The sequence below is a fragment of the Corynebacterium flavescens genome (assembly GCF_008693105.1).
Classification (GTDB): Bacteria; Actinomycetota; Actinomycetes; order Mycobacteriales; family Mycobacteriaceae; genus Corynebacterium; species Corynebacterium flavescens.
The window spans coordinates 17,930-34,050 of the sequence record NZ_VXKK01000039.1 but is presented as its reverse complement, the minus strand read 5'-3'; the positions used below and the strand labels follow the sequence as shown (position 1 = coordinate 34,050).

The window sequence follows — 16,121 nt, the reverse complement described above, 5'->3', positions numbered from 1 at the left end:
GCGTTGGTCTACGGGTTTATTCTGTCGGATGCTCGCTGCACGACTCGAAGAAGCAAGTCTGCCAGTTGGAGTACTTCGGAAGCTTCTATCGGATCGTCAAAGCGAACTGTGCGGTGACTCGCCGGGTTCTTATACGTGCCGATAGCACCCGCGAACAAGTCAGCGATCGCCTGCTGTTCTCCGGCGTCAGCACCAGGATCACACAAGATGCTTTCCTTAGGGCTGAACGCCTTTCGCATTAGCGGTACGCCGATTAGGTCATTTGGAGGACTCGCAACCCTGCGAACCTCAACCTCGATGGCTTTCATCGCTGAAAACGAGGCCGTTTCATAATCCCCGAGCGCGAAACTCGATCGGGCAGAATACAATGCAGGGTGAAGCTCACCCGCAAGTCGATCGTCCGCCCAGACCTTCGAAAGTGCTTTGGGGTCCTCAAGCAGGCCCTTCCCTGCGCTGGTCACTCTGCACCAGCCGTCTCGGGGGTTCTTCGAGGAGCGACCGATGAGGGCATGAGACTCAAGCCATGCCCACGCGTCCGATAATCGCGCTAACAAGACCTCAAGATCGGGCGGCGACGGCTCACCATATCCACCGCGCTGTCTAAAGCTTTGGATCAGATTGTTGAAGTTTGGCTCGGCACCCAACGATCTGAGGATGTTTACACTCAGATCCGAAAGGGGCAGGTTTCGAAGGTTTTCGTAGGATAAGCATATCGCTTAAGGCTACGGCCTTTACTCGTCAGTGACATAGTGAACGACGATACAGTTTTGTCCACGTTGCGGTACAACAGTTTCCTCTGTTGAAAGGGAGTACTCTCATTGAGTTCTTGCATCCTCTCCCTTAACAAGGCAAAAGCCTGCTGGGCGCCCCCTCCTGCAATACTGTGAAGTGATGTCGTTTCCTGCAAAGACGCATTCCCAAGCCATAGAGCGGAGCCTCGTTGCGCTTTCCGCGCCTGACACGATGGAATTAGCCCGAATGTACTATTCCTCGACGTCGAACTACTCAGGGTTTTGTTCACTCAATTGCCGGATGACGAGCCAAATGCGATTACTGCAGAGGATTTGTTCGCGGCCTCCACACTCAGCATTAGATTTGAAGCTGTAGCTGCAAAGAGGCTCATCTTTGATGCTGAGAAAGCTTCCAAAGTCGAAGGACTTTTTCGGAAGCTTCCTGATGTTTCTGTCGCCGAGGCCACCGATGCTGACTTCAAGAAAATGTCAGCTTTGTACTCTTTCATCAAGAGCAATCTCGGACGGCCTAATGTTCCGAACTCGAATCGGTGGGTTTCTGCCAGCAAGTTGGTGGCGCGTAAAAGACCGAGGATCTTCCCAGTCAGAGATAATGTGGTGAGTACTTATCTGGGGATCAATAAGACTCGGGACCACCGATGGGACTGGGGAGTCTATCGCTCAATTATGAGTGATAACGCAGTCAAGGAGGCACTGGCGGAGTTCAGGTCCAGTCTTTCTTGCGACAGAGTAGATCACGACTGTCTTGACCGGGAACCTGCATTGCGTCTCCTTGATGTGGCTTTGTGGACGCACGCCATAAAGAAGTAGTAGCGCCGCCAGCTAGTTGTGCGGCGGGGGACTACTCTTCTACGTCCTGCGTCACCGCCCCGGAGGCAATGGCCGTGGCCACGGTTTTGTTGAGCTCGGCCCAGCGCTTGGCTTGCTGCTCGGCCGCATGCTGCTTCTGGCGAAGTTCTCGGTAGAGGGTACCCAGTTGGCGTTGCTGGGTGATGTTGAAGGTGGGGACATCGACAAGCTGGAGGTCGAAGCGGACGAAGTTGGAGACATGTGGTGCGAAGGGCGTGCGGAGGACGGCGTCGATGATGCTGGCTAAGAACCAAGGATCGAGGACCTCCGAGTCGCAGCGAATGAGGGAATCCCCGCGTGAACCGGGGTGCTCGCCGTCCTTAACACAGACGCGAGCCCAGTCCGGGGACACCGCAATATCACCGCGGAGGCATACCTCGGAGGTGGCGCGAGGAATCTGCTTGACACCGGGGAACTTAGACAAGGGGAGAGTTGCCGGGCGTTCTTCGGCGCTAAAGTGCAGCTGGGCGAGCGCTTCTTCGACGGGGGAGACAGGCTGAATTGCGGACTGCGCGCTCGTGAGTTCGCTCTTAAGCTCTGCGGCATCGGGTTCGTTGTGTGCTGCCACCCAGTAGGAGGCGAGCAAGGGCTTGCGTGCGGCGACGACCTCGAGGCGAGGAACCTGCACTGCGGTGGCACTGGGGGAGATGGTGTGCCCGGCCATGTGCTCGGCGTAGACCTGTAAGACTTCTTCAGTATTGAGGTCCTCGACGTGGCGGTTCTTTCCTGCCTCTGCGTTTGGAACCTCGACAAAAAGGATGGATTCGCTGACCGGGCGAGGATTCTTGGTGAAGACCACCAGTGCTGAGGGCATAGCGGTGGTGGGCAAAAAGTAGACGGGTAGCCCGATGACGGCGAGGATTGATCCATCCGCGAGCATTGGCGCAAGTGCTGAGCCGTGGTTGCGCGGATCGAGGGCGGATTTGAATACGTTGATTACTCCCACGCCCCCGGGCTTGAGGCAGCGGTGGGCCACCTGCAGCCACTTGGTGTCATCGTTGCGGCCGGGTACGCCATAGGGCCAGCGTTCAGAGTGCATCTCGAGGCGGTCTTTGGCCACGGGAACACTAAACGGGGGAGCGGAGCAGACGAAGTCGAAGCTATCGGCGGGAAGAGCATAAGGCTCGAAGGCATCATGGTTTTCCCAGTGGGTATGGGCTTCCCACTTTCCGGAAATGGCCCGGGACTGAGCCTGCGCCAGAGCCTCGTCGCTGAGGTCGTTGCCAAAGAGCTCGGCATCCGGGAAACGCGCATTGACGGCCTGGAGGGTGCCCCCGTTTCCGCAGGCGAGGTCCAGCACTCGGGATGGAGTGCTTGGTGCGAGTTCCGCGATGAGTCGGTTCATTGATTCTGGAGAGGAGATGCCGCTCCTGTCCATCTGTAGGGAGATGGGCGATTCGGATTCTTGCAGTAGAGCGGCAACATCAAAGTCTTGGGTGAGGGCCTCGAAAGCTTGGGAGAATCCTGGTTGGGCGAGAAGCCTTTCGACGCGCTCGCGTACCAGAGCCGGCAACTCATCGAGCGCCTCGACCGTGGCATAGGCGGCGAGATAGAGCAGAGTCGAAGAGTAGTCCCCGGGTTCTACCAGCCCCACTAGGGCTTCCCGCGGGGTTTTCTCGAGCGTTACGGGACGTCCGTGGTTTTCTAGCCAAGCGAGGACCTCTGCGCGGTCAAAGAGTATAGAGCGCCCGATGCTGGAAAGCGGCTGGGGAAAAGAGCCGCGGTGGCGTCTGCGCCACTGGCTCACCGCCGCAGTACTGACGCCGGCGAGCTCTGCAATTTCGGTGGTGCTTATCTTGCGGATAGGGGAAGGCACGTTGGGGATCTCCTGTAAGTGATAGGGGCGGGGAATGTAGGGAGAGAATGTAGAAGCGCTGCCGATGCGGCGCTAGAACCACCATAAAACAATCCAGCCTCATGGCGCAATGTAGATAACTTAACACCGCCGTATTGGCGTTAAGTTGAGGCACGGTGGTCGTGGGCTCTAGGGTAAGGGTGCAGATCAGGCGCCAAAAAGGGGGAGGGGCCAGCGTTGGAGTTGGATCCCACTCTTATGGGGGTAAATGCGGCTGGAACTTGTCCAGTCATCCTCAAAGGAGGATGTATACAACTGGATCACACCCGCAAAACCGTGTGGTTTGACTCACTGCACTGATAAAGTCATACTTGTCCAACGAACTTGCACCTCACGCCGTCGAAAAGCGGGGCCTTGAGACAGGTCCCACGCCGCCGGTGTGGGCAAGCCGTTCGGTCATGCCTGTTTGTCTTGGGCAGCCGGGCAGTTGAAAGTAGTGCGGGAAGCGCCAACCGGCCTTACCGGTCTCTTAATCTAATAACTCTGAAAGTCACACCCATGTACACACCTGATTTGGCCCCTGTAGCGGACAGCCTGGCCACCTCTGCATTGATAGCGATGCTGCCGCTGGCAACGGTCTTCCTCTTGCTGGGCGTATTTAAATGGAAGGCCCACTGGGCCGGACTGACCGCCCTCGCAGTTGCAGCCGTCGTGGCGATCTTCGCCTACGGCATGCCGGTGCAGCTCACCGTCCTCTCCGCCACGCAGGGATTTGCCTTCGGTCTCTTCCCCATCATGTGGATCGTCATCAACGCCATTTGGCTCTATGATCTCACGGTTAAGTCCGGGCGCTTTGAAGATCTGCGCCTTGTTATTGACCGCGTTTCCGATGACCCCCGTATCCAGGCCATCATCATCGCCTTCTGTTTCGGCGGTTTGCTCGAGGCCCTCGCCGGCTTCGGCGCTCCTGTCGCGATTACCGGCGTGATGCTGCTGGCCGTGGGTTTCTCCCCCATGCGCGCGGCAACGACCGTGTTGCTGGCCAACACGGCCCCAGTCGCCTTCGGCGCCATCGCTATTCCGATCATCACCGCAGGTAACCTCACTGGGATTAACTACCACGAGATTGGTGCCTACGTTGGTCACCAGACTCCGCTTTTGGCCTTCATCGTTCCGCTCTTCTTGGTATTCCTTGCTGACGGCAAGCGCGGCCTGCGTGAGACCTGGCCCATCGCCCTCGTTATCGGTATCGTCTTCGCCATCACCCAGTGGGTTTCTGCGACCTGGATCTCCGTCGAGCTGACGGATATCATCGCTTCCCTCTGTGGTCTGGCCGCAGCCGTCATCATGCTCCGCTTCTGGCAGCCCAAGGGCGGCGACGAGGCTCGTGAGCGTCTGCGCGCTGAGGCCGGCGAGAATGAGACCCCTGCTCGCGCTACCGGTACCCTGACCGCAGCACGTACCTGGATGGCTCTCTTCCCGTACCTGCTCGTCATCGTTATCTTCTCCGTGGCTAAGCTCTTCCCACCGGCAGTGGAGTTCCTTTCCGCAAGCGACGTTAAGATTCAGTGGCCGGGTCTGCACGGCAACATCGTCAACTCGGACGGCGAAGTCGTCACCAGCACCATCTACAACCTGAGCTGGCTTTCCTCCCCGGGCACGCTGCTGCTCATCTGTGGCGTCATCATCGCCATTGTTTACCGCGTCGGCTTCTCTGATTCCGCGAGCATTTACGGCAAGAACCTCGTTAAGATGCGTTTCTCCATCCTCACGGTTGCTTCCGTGTTGGCGCTGGCGTACGTCATGAACCAGTCTGGTCAGACCATCACCATCGGTCACTGGATTGCTGGTACCGGCGCCGCATTCGCTTTCCTTTCGCCGATTCTTGGCTGGCTGGGCACTGCGGTTACCGGCTCCGATACCTCGGCTAACGCCCTCTTCGCCACCCTGCAGCAGGCTGCAGCGGAACGCGTGGGTATTGACCCGACCCTCTTGGTTGCTGCCAACACCTCCGGTGGCGTTGTGGGTAAGATGATTTCCCCGCAGAACCTGACCATCGCGGCTACGGCTGTCGGCCTGGTCAACAAGGAGTCCGAGATCTTCCGCAAGGTCATCTGGTGGAGCCTTGGCCTGCTGGCCGCGATGTGTCTCATCGTTGGCCTCCAGTCCAACATCCTGGCGTGGATGCTGCCTTAAGCACTTCCCGCTAGTTCCACCTTTTACCTCGGGTGCCGCGCCATTAACTAGGCGTGGCACCCGAGGTTTCTTTATGCCCAAATAGCCGTGCTTTGCGATGCCCCCGCGAAACCAATCCCCGCCACCCGCGCGCCGCCCAGGCTGCGCCTACTTCCGGGAAGAACTGGGGAGACAATGTGCGCAGGCGGGCCCCAGCCCAGCTCCCCGGGGCGGAAATGGTGAGGGCCTGAGTCGGGGCATCGCCAAGCAGCCCCGCGAAATGTCTCCCCAGGATGGTGCCGTGGTGCCGCCCAAGGCTAAGGGCGGGGAGCGTTGTCGCGGACTTATGGCGCGGGGGTGAAAAGGGGAAACAACTTAGCGCAAATGAATAAAAGTCTAAGGAAGTGCTGAATGATACTTCAAGAAGGAAACCATTCGAGGAGAAAACAGGTAGAAGATGAAGACTGTGCTGACCGCCGTCCTTACGGCAATCATTGTGGGGGCGGTTGCGATTGCGGCAATAGTCTTCCTGAAGCCGCAGTTCGGAATGACCACGCAGAGCGAGTCCACGAATACGCAGGTCATCAAGTCGGTGGAGCGAGAAGAACAGGTGGTATTGGTGAGCCTGGGGATTCAGGGGCTCAACCGGCAGTCGGAGAATAGAGCCTTGTGGGGCATGCAGGTGCCGGGCTCCGCGCGCACGCAGTTCATTCAATACGACTACAAGGCCAAACTCGGTATCGAGGGCAAGGATGTCCGCATCGAGGAGACTGGTGAGAACGCCTACAAGATAGCTGTGCCGGCCTTCATCTTCATCGGGCACGCGGACGAACACTTTGAGAAGGTCATAGATGACAACGGGTTGCTCAGCTGGGTGACAGATGAGATCGATCCGGCGCAACGCATAACGGAGATCCTGCAGGGTGGTGAGCAGGAGAAGAACATCGCCGATAATCGTGAGCTGCTCCAGGACCAGGCGCGTCAGTTCTACACGGATATCATCACCGCGATTGAGCCGACGGCCCAGCTGGAGTTCTCCTTCGCTTAAAGGGCTCTTGTCTTAAGAGCCATCGACCTCAGTGAACTTGCGGTCCCAGGCGGAGCGGACTGGGTTGGCATCAGCAAGCAGGATATCGAAGCGGTCGTTGGCAATCTCGACGATCTCCGAGAGCACCACGCGCCTTTCCTGTTCTTCGGAGTTGGCCAAGCGGCGCAGGCCAGATTCGATGACGCGCTCCACCGTATCGTTGGTGGCCAGGTAGGCCACGAAGGGCATGTCAAAGCGCTTGCGATAGGAGGCGGAGAGCTCCGTGATGGCCTCGCTTTGCTCGGTGTCGAGCTCAGTGAGCCCCAGCGAGCCACGGTCAGCGGAGATCTCCGAGGCCTTCTCGGAAGGAATGAGCAGGAGCTCATCCATAGCGGGGTAGTCGTGGATGAGGTCCTGGCGCTTGGCATCGTCCGCGGTGAGGACGGCGACCTGAATGGCCGCACGCAGCTCGTTGATATCGGCAAAGGGGCGGGATTCCCACGCGGTCTCCAGGGGCCACGTTTCGTTATTGAACAGTGGGCGCAGGGCGGCGACGAACTCGGGCTGGGGCATCTGGTTGAGCTCATCGAGGGAGATACCGGAGCCGGTGGCGCGCGAGACATCGCCGCCGGATTGCTTGCCCACGTGGAAGAAGAGCAGATTAAGTGCGATCGCGGTGATGGCGCCGAGGGACATGCCGGAAGATACGAAGGTCTGCGCCCAGGCCGGGAAAGCGGCTGCAATATCCGGTTTGAAGGTCACCAGCATGGCTAGCCCGAGCGCGGAGGTGACGATGGCGGCGTTGCGTCCGTCAGAAAGATCGGACTTGGCAATGGTCTGCAGGCCCACCCAGGCTACGTTGGCAAAGAGCGCGAGCGAAGCGCCGCCGAGGACGGGAGCGGGAATGGCGGCGACGATGGCGCCGGCCTTGGGAAGCAGTCCCAGCACGATCATGAAGCCGGCGGCCGCGACGGCAACCCACCGCGACTTCACCCCGGTCAGGCGGACGAGGCCGACGTTTTGCGCGAAGCAGGTATAGGGGAAGGAGTTCATCACGCCGCCGATGAGCGTGGAGACGCCATCGGCGCGGATGGCGCGGACGACGTCACCGCGCCGAATGCGCTTCTTGACGATCTCGCCGGTGGCGAAGACATCGCCGGTGGTCTCCACCATGGTGATGATCATGACGATGATGAGGGAGAAGATGGCGACGAGGTCGAAGCGCGGCAGGCCAAAGTAGAAGGGCGTCGTGATGCCGAGGGCGGGGGCGTTGCCGACCTCGGCAAAGCTGGCGTCGCCAAGCAGAAGCGCAATGGCGGTGCCGAGGACGAGGCCGATGAGGACCGCTAGTGTGCCGAGGAAGCCGCGGAAGAAACGCTGGACCAGGATGATGACGGCCAGGGTGCCGAAGCCGTAGAGGAGATCGCGGGTGGCCGGGGTGGCCTCGGCGTAGTTGATGAAGTCGTTGGCGGAAACCGCGAGCAGCGACGTGCCCATGACGAGCAGAACGGTGCCGGTGACCACGGGCGGGAAGAAGCGCAGCACCTTGCCAAAGACAGGCGCGGCGAAGAATGTGAAAAGGCCGGAGACGATAATCGCGCCATAGATGGTGGGCAGCGATTCGACGCCACCCTCGCCGTTGGTGGCACCCATGCCGATGGCGATGATGGGGGAGACCGCGGTGGTGGTCACGCCTTAGATAATCGGCAGACGCACGCCGATGTGCCGGCCGATGCCGACGGACTGAATGAGCGTGGCGATGCCGCAGGTCAACAAGTCGGCGTTGATGAGGTGGATAGTGGTTTCGGCGTCGAGGTTCAAGGAACCGGCGATGAGCAGCGGCACGATGACGGCGCCTGCGTAGAAGGCCAAAACGTGCTGCAAGCCGAGCGCCGCGAGCTTCGGCGCAGGGGGAACGACATCTACTGGGTGCCGGGGTTGTGATGGGGTGGGAGCCTGCGCCGGGGCGGCGGTATTGTCGGCCACTTCTTCTCCTCTATAGCGGAACTAGCGTGCTGTGCGGATTTAAGAGTAGATCCCTGGCAAACTTAAGAAAACTGTCCCCTCAGCCCGAGGGGTATGAGGGGTAAGGACTACCCCCGTATAACCGTATGTTCGTTTTCTATGAACTCGATGACCGGCCTTGCATACAAGAAGTATCCAAGTGTGCCCTAATGCACATCGTTTGCACTATGTGCGTAGAGAGCAGGTACCTAAAGTGGGTAATGAAAGAGGGGCTCGTCGCGAGGAGCTAAGCACCATTTGGCGGTGTTTGAGAATTGGGTAGAGCGACCAAGGCCCCATTGATAGGACTTTGAACAATCGCGCGCCTATCCCCGCACCGAGGAAACGCGCACAATATGAAGGGATTCACTTAAGTGACCACCGTTACTCAGCCGCTGCAATACTCCGCTTGGCAAGGTTTCGTCCCCGGCCCGTGGGCCGAGGAAATCAACGTGCGGGATTTCATCCAGCGCAACTACACCCCCTATGACGGAGACTCCAGCTTCCTAGCAGGCCCCACCGAAAAGACCCTGCGCACCTGGGAGACCCTGGAGAAGAAGTACCTGTCGGTCGAGCGCCAAAAGCGCATCTTCGACATCGATACTCATACCCCCTCTGATATCGACGTATTCCCCGCCGGATACATCTCCGACGATGACGATGTCATTGTCGGCCTGCAGACGGACACCCCCCTCAAGCGCGCTATGATGCCCTTCGGCGGTTGGCGCATGGTCGAGCAGGCCATTCGGGAGGCCGGGATGGAGCCGGATGAAGAGGTAAAGACCGTCTTTACCCGCTACCGCAAGACCCACAATGACGCGGTCTTCGATATCTACACCCCGCGCATTCGCGCTGCCCGTTCCTCCCACATCATTACCGGCCTGCCTGACGCCTATGGCCGTGGCCGCATCATCGGCGACTACCGCCGCGTGGCCCTCTACGGCGTGGACTACCTCATCGCCGAGAAGGAAGCCGCCAAGCACGCCGTCGGTGACCAGGAGTTCAGCGAGCACTGGGCACGCTTCCGCGAGGAGCATTCCGAGCAGATCAAGGCCCTGAAGAAGCTCAAGAAGATGGCGCAGTCCTATGGCTTCGACATCTCCGGCCCCGCCACCACTGCGCAAGAAGCGGTCCAGTGGACCTACTTTGGCTACCTGGGTTCCATCAAGTCCCAGGACGGCGCGGCCATGTCGATTGGCCGTCTCTCCGCTTTCCTTGATGTCTACTTTGAGCGCGACATCAAGGCGGGACTCATCACCGAGACCGACGCCCAAGAGATCATCGATCAACTGGTACTCAAGCTGCGCATCGTGCGCTTCCTGCGTACCGAGGATTATGACCAGATCTTCTCCGGCGACCCTTACTGGGCCACCTGGTCCGATGCCGGCTTCGGCAACGATGGCCGCCACATGGTCACCAAAACTTCCTTCCGTGTCCTGCAAACCTTGGTCAACCTTGGCCCTTCACCCGAGCCGAATATCACCGTGTTCTGGGACCCGGCATTGCCGGAAGGCTACAAGGAGTTCTGCGCCCACATCTCCATCGAGACTTCCTCCATTCAGTACGAGTCTGACCGCCAGATTCGTGAGCAGTGGGGCGACGATGCGGCGATTGCCTGCTGCGTGTCCCCCATGGAGGTAGGCAAGCAGATGCAGTTCTTCGGCGCCCGCGTCAATGCTGCAAAGGCCCTGCTCTATGCCATCAATGGTGGCCGCGACGAGGTCTCTGGCAAGCAGATTGTGGAAGGCTACCAGGCAGTTGAGGGCGACGGCCCGCTGGACTTCGACGACGTGTGGAACAAGTACGAGGACATGCTCGACTGGGTGGTCGGCACCTACGTTGAGGCCTTGAACATCATCCACTACAGCCACGACAAGTACGCCTACGAGGCCATCGAGATGGCCTTGCACGATTCCAACATCGTGCGCTCCATGGGCTGTGGCATCGCCGGCCTGTCCATCGTTGCGGACTCCTTGGCCGCCATCAAGTATGGCAAGGTCACCCCGGTGCGCGACGAGACCGGACTCATCGTTGACTACAAGACCGAGGGCGATTTCCCGGTCTACGGCAATGATGATGACCGTGCGGACGATATCGCGGCCACCATCGTGCACACCGTGATGGAGAAGATTAAGGCCATCCCGATGTACCGCGATGCCATCCCGACCCAGTCTGTGCTGACCATTACCTCCAACGTGGTCTACGGCAAGGCCACCGGTTCCTTCCCATCCGGGCACAAGGCCGGAACGCCTTTCGCGCCGGGTGCTAACCCGGAGAACGGCGCCGATAACCACGGAATGGTCGCCTCGATGCTTTCCGTGGGCAAGCTGGACTACAAGGACGCCCTCGACGGCATCTCCTTGACCAACACCATTACCCCGGCTGGCCTGGGGCGCACCCCGGAGGAGCGCATCACCAACCTGGTCGGAGTCCTCGACGCCGGCTTCCTCATGGAGAACTAGCCACAGTCACCCGCGTGGGGTGGCCGTGTTGGGGCGGCATCGCTTAGCGATGTCGGCCTTACCCGGCCTCTCCACACACCCCCACCCTGTTTCATCGCATCTGCTTCGCAATGCAATTTTTATAAGGAGAACAACACCATGGCAACCCACACTTTCGCAGACCGTCTCGCTAGCATGAAGGCTAATCGCGAGGAGCACAAGATGGACGGCGGTCTTTACCACGCCAACATCAACGTGCTGGACAAGTCCACCCTCGAGGATGCCGTCGAGCACCCAGAAAAGTACCCGAACCTGACCGTGCGCGTGTCCGGCTACGCGGTTAACTTTGTCAAGCTGAGCAAGGAACAGCAGCTCGACGTCATTTCCCGTACCTTCCACCAAGGATCCTAACTGTGGCTGATGGCATTACCGGCGTTGTTACCCTCCAACCCGAACAGGGCGAGAAGATCCGCGGCGTGGCCGCGGGCCTGGGGGATAATGCATCCTTAGACGAGATCACCCGCCCCGAGTTGATGGAGGCGCGCCGCACAGGCGATATCGCCCTCGTCCACTCCTGGGAGCTTGTGACCTCGGTGGATGGCCCAGGCACCCGCATGACCATATTCATGTCCGGTTGCCCACTGCGCTGCCTGTACTGCCACAATCCAGACACCATGGAGATGAAGGTGGGCACCTTGGAGCGCATCGAGGATGTGCTCAAGCGCATTAAGCGCTACAAGCCCATCTTCCAAGCCACCGGTGGGGGGCTCACGCTCTCCGGCGGCGAACCACTCTTCCAGATTGCGTTTGCCCGCCGTCTGCTCAAGGAAGTCCACGATGCAGGCATTCACACCACCATCGACACCTCGGGCTTCCTCGGCTCCCGCCTGCGCGACGAGGACCTAGACAATATCGATTTGGTCTTGCTCGACGTCAAGTCTGGGGACGAGGAGACCTATAAGAAGGTCACCGGCCGCACACTGCAGCCCACCATCGACTTCGGCGACCGGCTGGCTGCTAAAAGCAAGCGGGTGTGGATCCGCTTCGTCGTGGTTCCCGGACTTACCGACGCCCCAGAGAACGTCCAGAACGTGGCCAACATCGTGGCTAGGTGGCGCGACAATGTCGAGCGCGTCGAGGTCCTTCCCTTCCACAACATGGGCGCCGACAAGTGGCACGAGCTCGGTATTGATTACAAGCTCGAGGACTGCAAGCCTCCGCGCCCCGAGGACGTGGATGCCGTGCGCGAGGTCTTTCGTGAGAAGGGTCTCCAGGTCTACTAGGGCCTTACTTGGGCATACTAGGCTTGCCGCGCGGGTGTCGGGAGCGCGCACTAGACTCGGCACCCATGAGTGAATATCGCCGCTTCGGCCACACCATCAAAGAGCACGTTATTACTGTGCCCTGGGACTATGACAGCCCGGAGGACTCAGCGGAGACTTTCGAGCTCTATGCCCGCGAGATCATTCCCCCAGGCGGGGAGGACAAGCCCGCGCTGCTCTATAACCAGGGCGGCCCGGGCTTTCCTGCGCCGCGGCCACTTGGTCTGTCGGGGCTCTTGGCCAAGGGCCTAGAGCGCTACCGCTGGATACTCATGGATCAGCGCGGCACCGGGCGCAGCCACCGCATCGACGGGCTCTCCCCGGAAGCGGACCGCAGCGTGGAGCGGCTCCGGCTGCTGCGCCAAGACAATATCGTGCGGGACGCGGAGCGGCTGCGTGAGCATCTGGGCCTAGAGAAGTGGAGCCTATTCGGGCAGTCCTTCGGCGGCTTTTGCATCACCTCTTATCTCTCGCTGGCGCCTCAATCTGTGGAGCGGGCCTTCCTGACCGGCGGCCTCCCCACTCTTGATAAGGGCGTCGATGATCTTTATCGCACCACCTTTGCCAAGCTCAAGTACCGTCATGACTTGTTCACCACGCAGTTTCCGTGGGTGCAGGGCCGGATCGAGGAGATTATTAACCACCTCGACAACTCGGCGGAGATCCTTCCCACGGGGGAGCGTCTGTCCTCTCGTCGTTTCCGCACCATCGGCCTAGAGCTGGGGCGAGGCAGCGGCTTTGATTCCTTGGCCTATCTTCTAGAGGAGCCTTTCCGTACGGTCGACGGGGAAAAGCGGCTGCGTTCTGACTTCTTGAGCCAAGTAGGCAGCCGGGTGAGCTTCCAATCGGGGCCACTGTATGCGGCGATTCATGAGTCCATTTATGGCGGCGTCGGCAAGCTGGGCGCTACCAACTGGGCCGCGCAGCGCATCCGCGCGGAGTTCCCCGAGTTCGCCGAGGCGGGAACCTACCTGACGGGGGAGCACATCTTCCCCTGGCAGTTCGAGGAGGACCCGGCGCTGCGGCCGTTCCGGGAGTCCGCGCAGGCCTTGGCCCAGCACGAATGGGGAGAGAAGGACGCTATGTATGATGTCGCTGCGCTGGGAGCGGCAGAACCCGTCGCCGCCGCGGCCATCTATCTGGATGATATCTTCGTTCCCTTCGAGGACTCGATGGCTACGGCCGCCGCCTACAGGGATCTGCGCCCGATGGTGAGCAACCGCTACCAGCACAATGGGGTCCACGTGGACGGCGCCGGTATTCTGGGCGAGCTCTTTCGGCTTGCTGATGACCACTAGCGCAGGCAACTAGCGCTGCGCACCTGCCGCGACCACCCCGGCCCTCGAAATGTGAGCTGGGCTATGGAAGAGTAGGTATATGAAACTACCTTAGGTTCCCTTAAATCCTTTGGGTCCCTTTTTAAGTCCCTTAAAGCACCGAAAGAAAACCTACAGAAGGAAAGAAAGATGCTTACTCTTATCGTCGCTGTGGTCGTCATCATAGTGCTCGTGCTCAACGCTTTTGATGCGTTTTTCATCGTGCGCACGCGTGAGGCGGCCATCGTGGAGCGGCTCGGAAAATTCGTCAGCGTGGCACACGCTGGTCTGCACTTCAAGGTCCCGTGGGTAGACCGCGTTCGCGCGAAGATCTCCCTGCAGGTTCGGCAACTTGATGTCATGGTGGAGACCAAAACCAAGGACAATGTCTTCGTACAGATCCCGGTTGCGGTTCAATACCAGGTGGTCGAGGGCCGCGAGCGCGAGGCTTATTATATGCTCTCCAATCACGAGCAGCAGATTGTGGCCTACGTGCAAGATAATGTTCGCTCCTCCGTGGCGAATATGGACCTTGATGATTCTTTCTCCTCGAAGGACACCATCGCCCAGAACGTGGCCATGTCCCTGCGTGACAACATGGCCGCCTATGGTTGGCACTTTGTTAATACCCTGGTCACAGACATTCGCCCGGATTCCCGCGTGCGTGAGTCGATGAACTCCATCAACGCCGCGCAGCGCGAGCGTGAGGCCGCCATCGCGCAGGCTGAGGCGGAGAAGATTCGCGTGGTCAAGGAGGCGGAAGGTGCCGCAGAGGCCCGCAAACTGCAGGGTCGTGGTGTGGCAGATCAGCGCAAGGAAATCGTGGAAGGTATTGCCGCGCAGTATGAGATGCTGCGCGCCGCAGGAGTTGAGGAGTCCCCCGAGGCCCTCATGCTGGTCTCGCAGTACCTGGACGCCATGGTGGATGTCTCCCACAACGGCAACACCTCAGTTCTCTACATGCCCTCGAATCCGGCCGGCATGGGTGAGCTCTTTGGCGGCATGAGGGACGTTCTCATGGCCAATCATGTGCTGGGCACCGCCGCAGATTCCGGCCCGCAGGTGTCCAAGGCCGATGCGGCCAAGCGTAAGCGCGAGCTTGCTGAGAAGGCACGTCGGCGGCGCCAGGACTCCCAGGCGGAGGACTATTCTGCGCAGCAGTCGCTGGGGGAGGGCGCTAATCCGGTTGGGGGAGCGGCCCCCTATGTTTCAGATAGCATAGAGCAGCCCAAGGGTGCGCGCGAGTACTTCCAGCAGCTGCGTCAGCAGCTCGAGCAGGAGCGCAACAACAAAAACTAGAGCCCTTTGCTGGGGGTTTCTAGGGAGGGGATGGCGCGTGCGAGTCTACTGGCAGGCGCGCAGTAATCTATCGAGCGCAGCGTGCTCGGCCTCCGTGGTCCATAGGCCGTAGGCGGCCTTGACCTCCACTATGCGCTGGGCGTATTCGCAGCGAAAGCCCTTGTTGGGCGGCAGCCACGTTGCCGCATCCCCGGCGGATTTCTGTTGGTTGAGGCCACCGTCAACCGCGAGCAGATTACGCGGATCGTTGGCAAAGTCCCGCCTTTGTTCCGGGGTCAGCAGCTGCGCGCCCTTCTGCCATGCATCAGCCAGCGGCACAACGTGGTCGATCTGGACTGCGCCGGAGGTATCGCGGCCGCGTTGGAATGCAATGTCTTGCCCCGCGTACGGATCATGCAGAGTGCCGGAGAGCACGACGCATCCGTGCGTGCCCTCCTTAATAAGGGCGTCGGAGATATCACGGCGCAGGATGTCGTTGCGGGTATCGCAGCCATTGTGTCCATATTCCACGCCCACATCATCTGACCACGCTTGACCAAATTGCTCGCGCTCATAGCCGGTCTTAGGCGCGCGTCCCTTGACGGGGATCGTCTCCAAGGTGCTCAGCGCCTGTTCGGCGGCGGGCTTCTCCTGGCTTGGCCCTTCTTCCGGGGAGAGCCTATCTGCGGCGGCGGAGTTTTCGGGGTTCGGGGCGAAAGCTGAGCTGGGGGACTCGGGGCTTGGCTCGGTTGTGCTGCTCAGGGCGGTGGTGGGGCTTAGTGTGGCGGGGGTCGGCGCTGCGGCTTTATCGCTGCCTATGGCTAGGCATCCGCCAAGAGCGAGTGCCGCCACCGCGATGTTGAGGATTCCTGCGGCGATAAAAGGGGCGGGAATAGGGGTTCGGGAACGCATGATTCGACACAGTCTAGCGGTAGGGTGTCTTAGAAAGGGTTTCGGGCGCAGGCCTTAAAGCGGGCAGGATCACACAACGCGCATCTCTCAGCGTGCAGAGCAAGATTTTCGCCACAGAGAAGAGCATTTAGGGCATTTCTCACGGGGCACACGCCAGCAAAAGATGATGGATTCCTCATGATTCTGTGGCATGCTTTAGGCCTAACTTTTAGATCCGAAACTTTTTGGCACCTTTTGGCCGCACTCTATA

11 protein-coding genes and 1 pseudogene are annotated in these 16,121 nt (G+C 59.8%); 8 read left to right on the top strand and 4 right to left on the bottom strand.

Annotation, left to right across the window (positions count from 1 at the left end):
* Positions 1-8: 8 nt before the first annotated feature.
* Positions 9-461 (bottom strand): TIGR02391 family protein, encoded by a 453-nt coding sequence (locus F4V60_RS13000; RefSeq protein WP_218024724.1) that lies wholly within the window; start codon positions 459-461, stop codon positions 9-11.
* 564 nt (positions 462-1,025) lie between these two features.
* Between F4V60_RS13000 and F4V60_RS09820 the strand changes: the two genes are divergently transcribed.
* Entirely contained in the window at positions 1,026-1,562 is a 537-nt protein-coding gene (locus F4V60_RS09820; RefSeq protein ID WP_075730419.1) for a DUF6308 family protein, read from the top strand.
* Between the two features lie 31 nt (positions 1,563-1,593).
* Here F4V60_RS09820 and F4V60_RS09815 read toward each other — a convergent pair whose 3' ends face one another.
* Positions 1,594-3,417: an N-6 DNA methylase gene (locus F4V60_RS09815; RefSeq protein WP_075730418.1), complete on the bottom strand. Its 1,824-nt coding sequence runs from the start codon at positions 3,415-3,417 to the stop codon at positions 1,594-1,596.
* Positions 3,418-3,954: 537 nt separating this feature from the next.
* Between F4V60_RS09815 and F4V60_RS09810 the strand changes: the two genes are divergently transcribed.
* Positions 3,955-5,592: an L-lactate permease gene (locus F4V60_RS09810; protein WP_075730417.1), complete on the top strand. Its 1,638-nt coding sequence runs from the start codon at positions 3,955-3,957 to the stop codon at positions 5,590-5,592.
* A 436-nt stretch (positions 5,593-6,028) separates the two neighbouring features.
* A complete protein-coding gene (locus F4V60_RS09805) occupies positions 6,029-6,619 on the top strand; it encodes a hypothetical protein (protein WP_075730416.1) in 591 nt (196 codons plus the stop codon).
* 12 nt (positions 6,620-6,631) lie between these two features.
* Here the strand turns inward: F4V60_RS09805 and F4V60_RS09800 are convergent.
* Positions 6,632-8,584, bottom strand: a pseudogene (locus F4V60_RS09800) (solute carrier family 23 protein).
* Positions 8,585-8,976: 392 nt separating this feature from the next.
* Here F4V60_RS09800 and pflB point away from each other — a divergent pair.
* The 5 genes from pflB (at position 8,977) to F4V60_RS09775 (ending at position 14,980) form a co-directional block, all read left to right on the top strand.
* Positions 8,977-11,064 carry a formate C-acetyltransferase gene (pflB, locus tag F4V60_RS09795; RefSeq protein ID WP_075730415.1) on the top strand — a complete coding sequence of 696 codons (2,088 nt, stop codon included), beginning with the start codon at positions 8,977-8,979 and terminating at the stop codon, positions 11,062-11,064.
* 138 nt (positions 11,065-11,202) lie between these two features.
* Entirely contained in the window at positions 11,203-11,454 is a 252-nt protein-coding gene (grcA2, locus tag F4V60_RS09790) for an autonomous glycyl radical cofactor GrcA2 (RefSeq protein WP_075730414.1), read from the top strand.
* 2 nt (positions 11,455-11,456) lie between these two features.
* Complete coding sequence (gene pflA / locus F4V60_RS09785) at positions 11,457-12,326, top strand: pyruvate formate-lyase-activating protein (protein WP_075730413.1); 870 nt, start codon at positions 11,457-11,459, stop codon at positions 12,324-12,326.
* A 65-nt stretch (positions 12,327-12,391) separates the two neighbouring features.
* Positions 12,392-13,663, top strand: a complete 1,272-nt coding sequence (locus tag F4V60_RS09780) for an alpha/beta fold hydrolase (RefSeq protein WP_075730412.1) — start codon at positions 12,392-12,394, stop codon at positions 13,661-13,663.
* Between the two features lie 168 nt (positions 13,664-13,831).
* Positions 13,832-14,980, top strand: a complete 1,149-nt coding sequence (locus tag F4V60_RS09775) for an SPFH domain-containing protein (protein WP_075730411.1) — start codon at positions 13,832-13,834, stop codon at positions 14,978-14,980.
* A 45-nt stretch (positions 14,981-15,025) separates the two neighbouring features.
* On the opposite strand, the gene F4V60_RS09770 is transcribed toward F4V60_RS09775, so the two are convergent.
* A complete protein-coding gene (locus F4V60_RS09770; protein ID WP_075730410.1) occupies positions 15,026-15,871 on the bottom strand; it encodes an HNH endonuclease family protein in 846 nt (281 codons plus the stop codon).
* Positions 15,872-16,121 lie beyond the last annotated feature (250 nt).

Coding starts and splice junctions, on each gene's coding strand:
- F4V60_RS09805 (WP_075730416.1), top strand. CDS start 6,029: ATGAAGACTGTGCTGACCGCCGTCCTTACGGCAATCATTGTGGGGGCG.
- F4V60_RS09775 (WP_075730411.1), top strand. CDS start 13,832: ATGCTTACTCTTATCGTCGCTGTGGTCGTCATCATAGTGCTCGTGCTC.
- F4V60_RS09810 (WP_075730417.1), top strand. CDS start 3,955: ATGTACACACCTGATTTGGCCCCTGTAGCGGACAGCCTGGCCACCTCT.
- F4V60_RS09780 (WP_075730412.1), top strand. CDS start 12,392: ATGAGTGAATATCGCCGCTTCGGCCACACCATCAAAGAGCACGTTATT.
- F4V60_RS09770 (WP_075730410.1), bottom strand. CDS start 15,871: ATGCGTTCCCGAACCCCTATTCCCGCCCCTTTTATCGCCGCAGGAATC.
- grcA2 (WP_075730414.1), top strand. CDS start 11,203: ATGGCAACCCACACTTTCGCAGACCGTCTCGCTAGCATGAAGGCTAAT.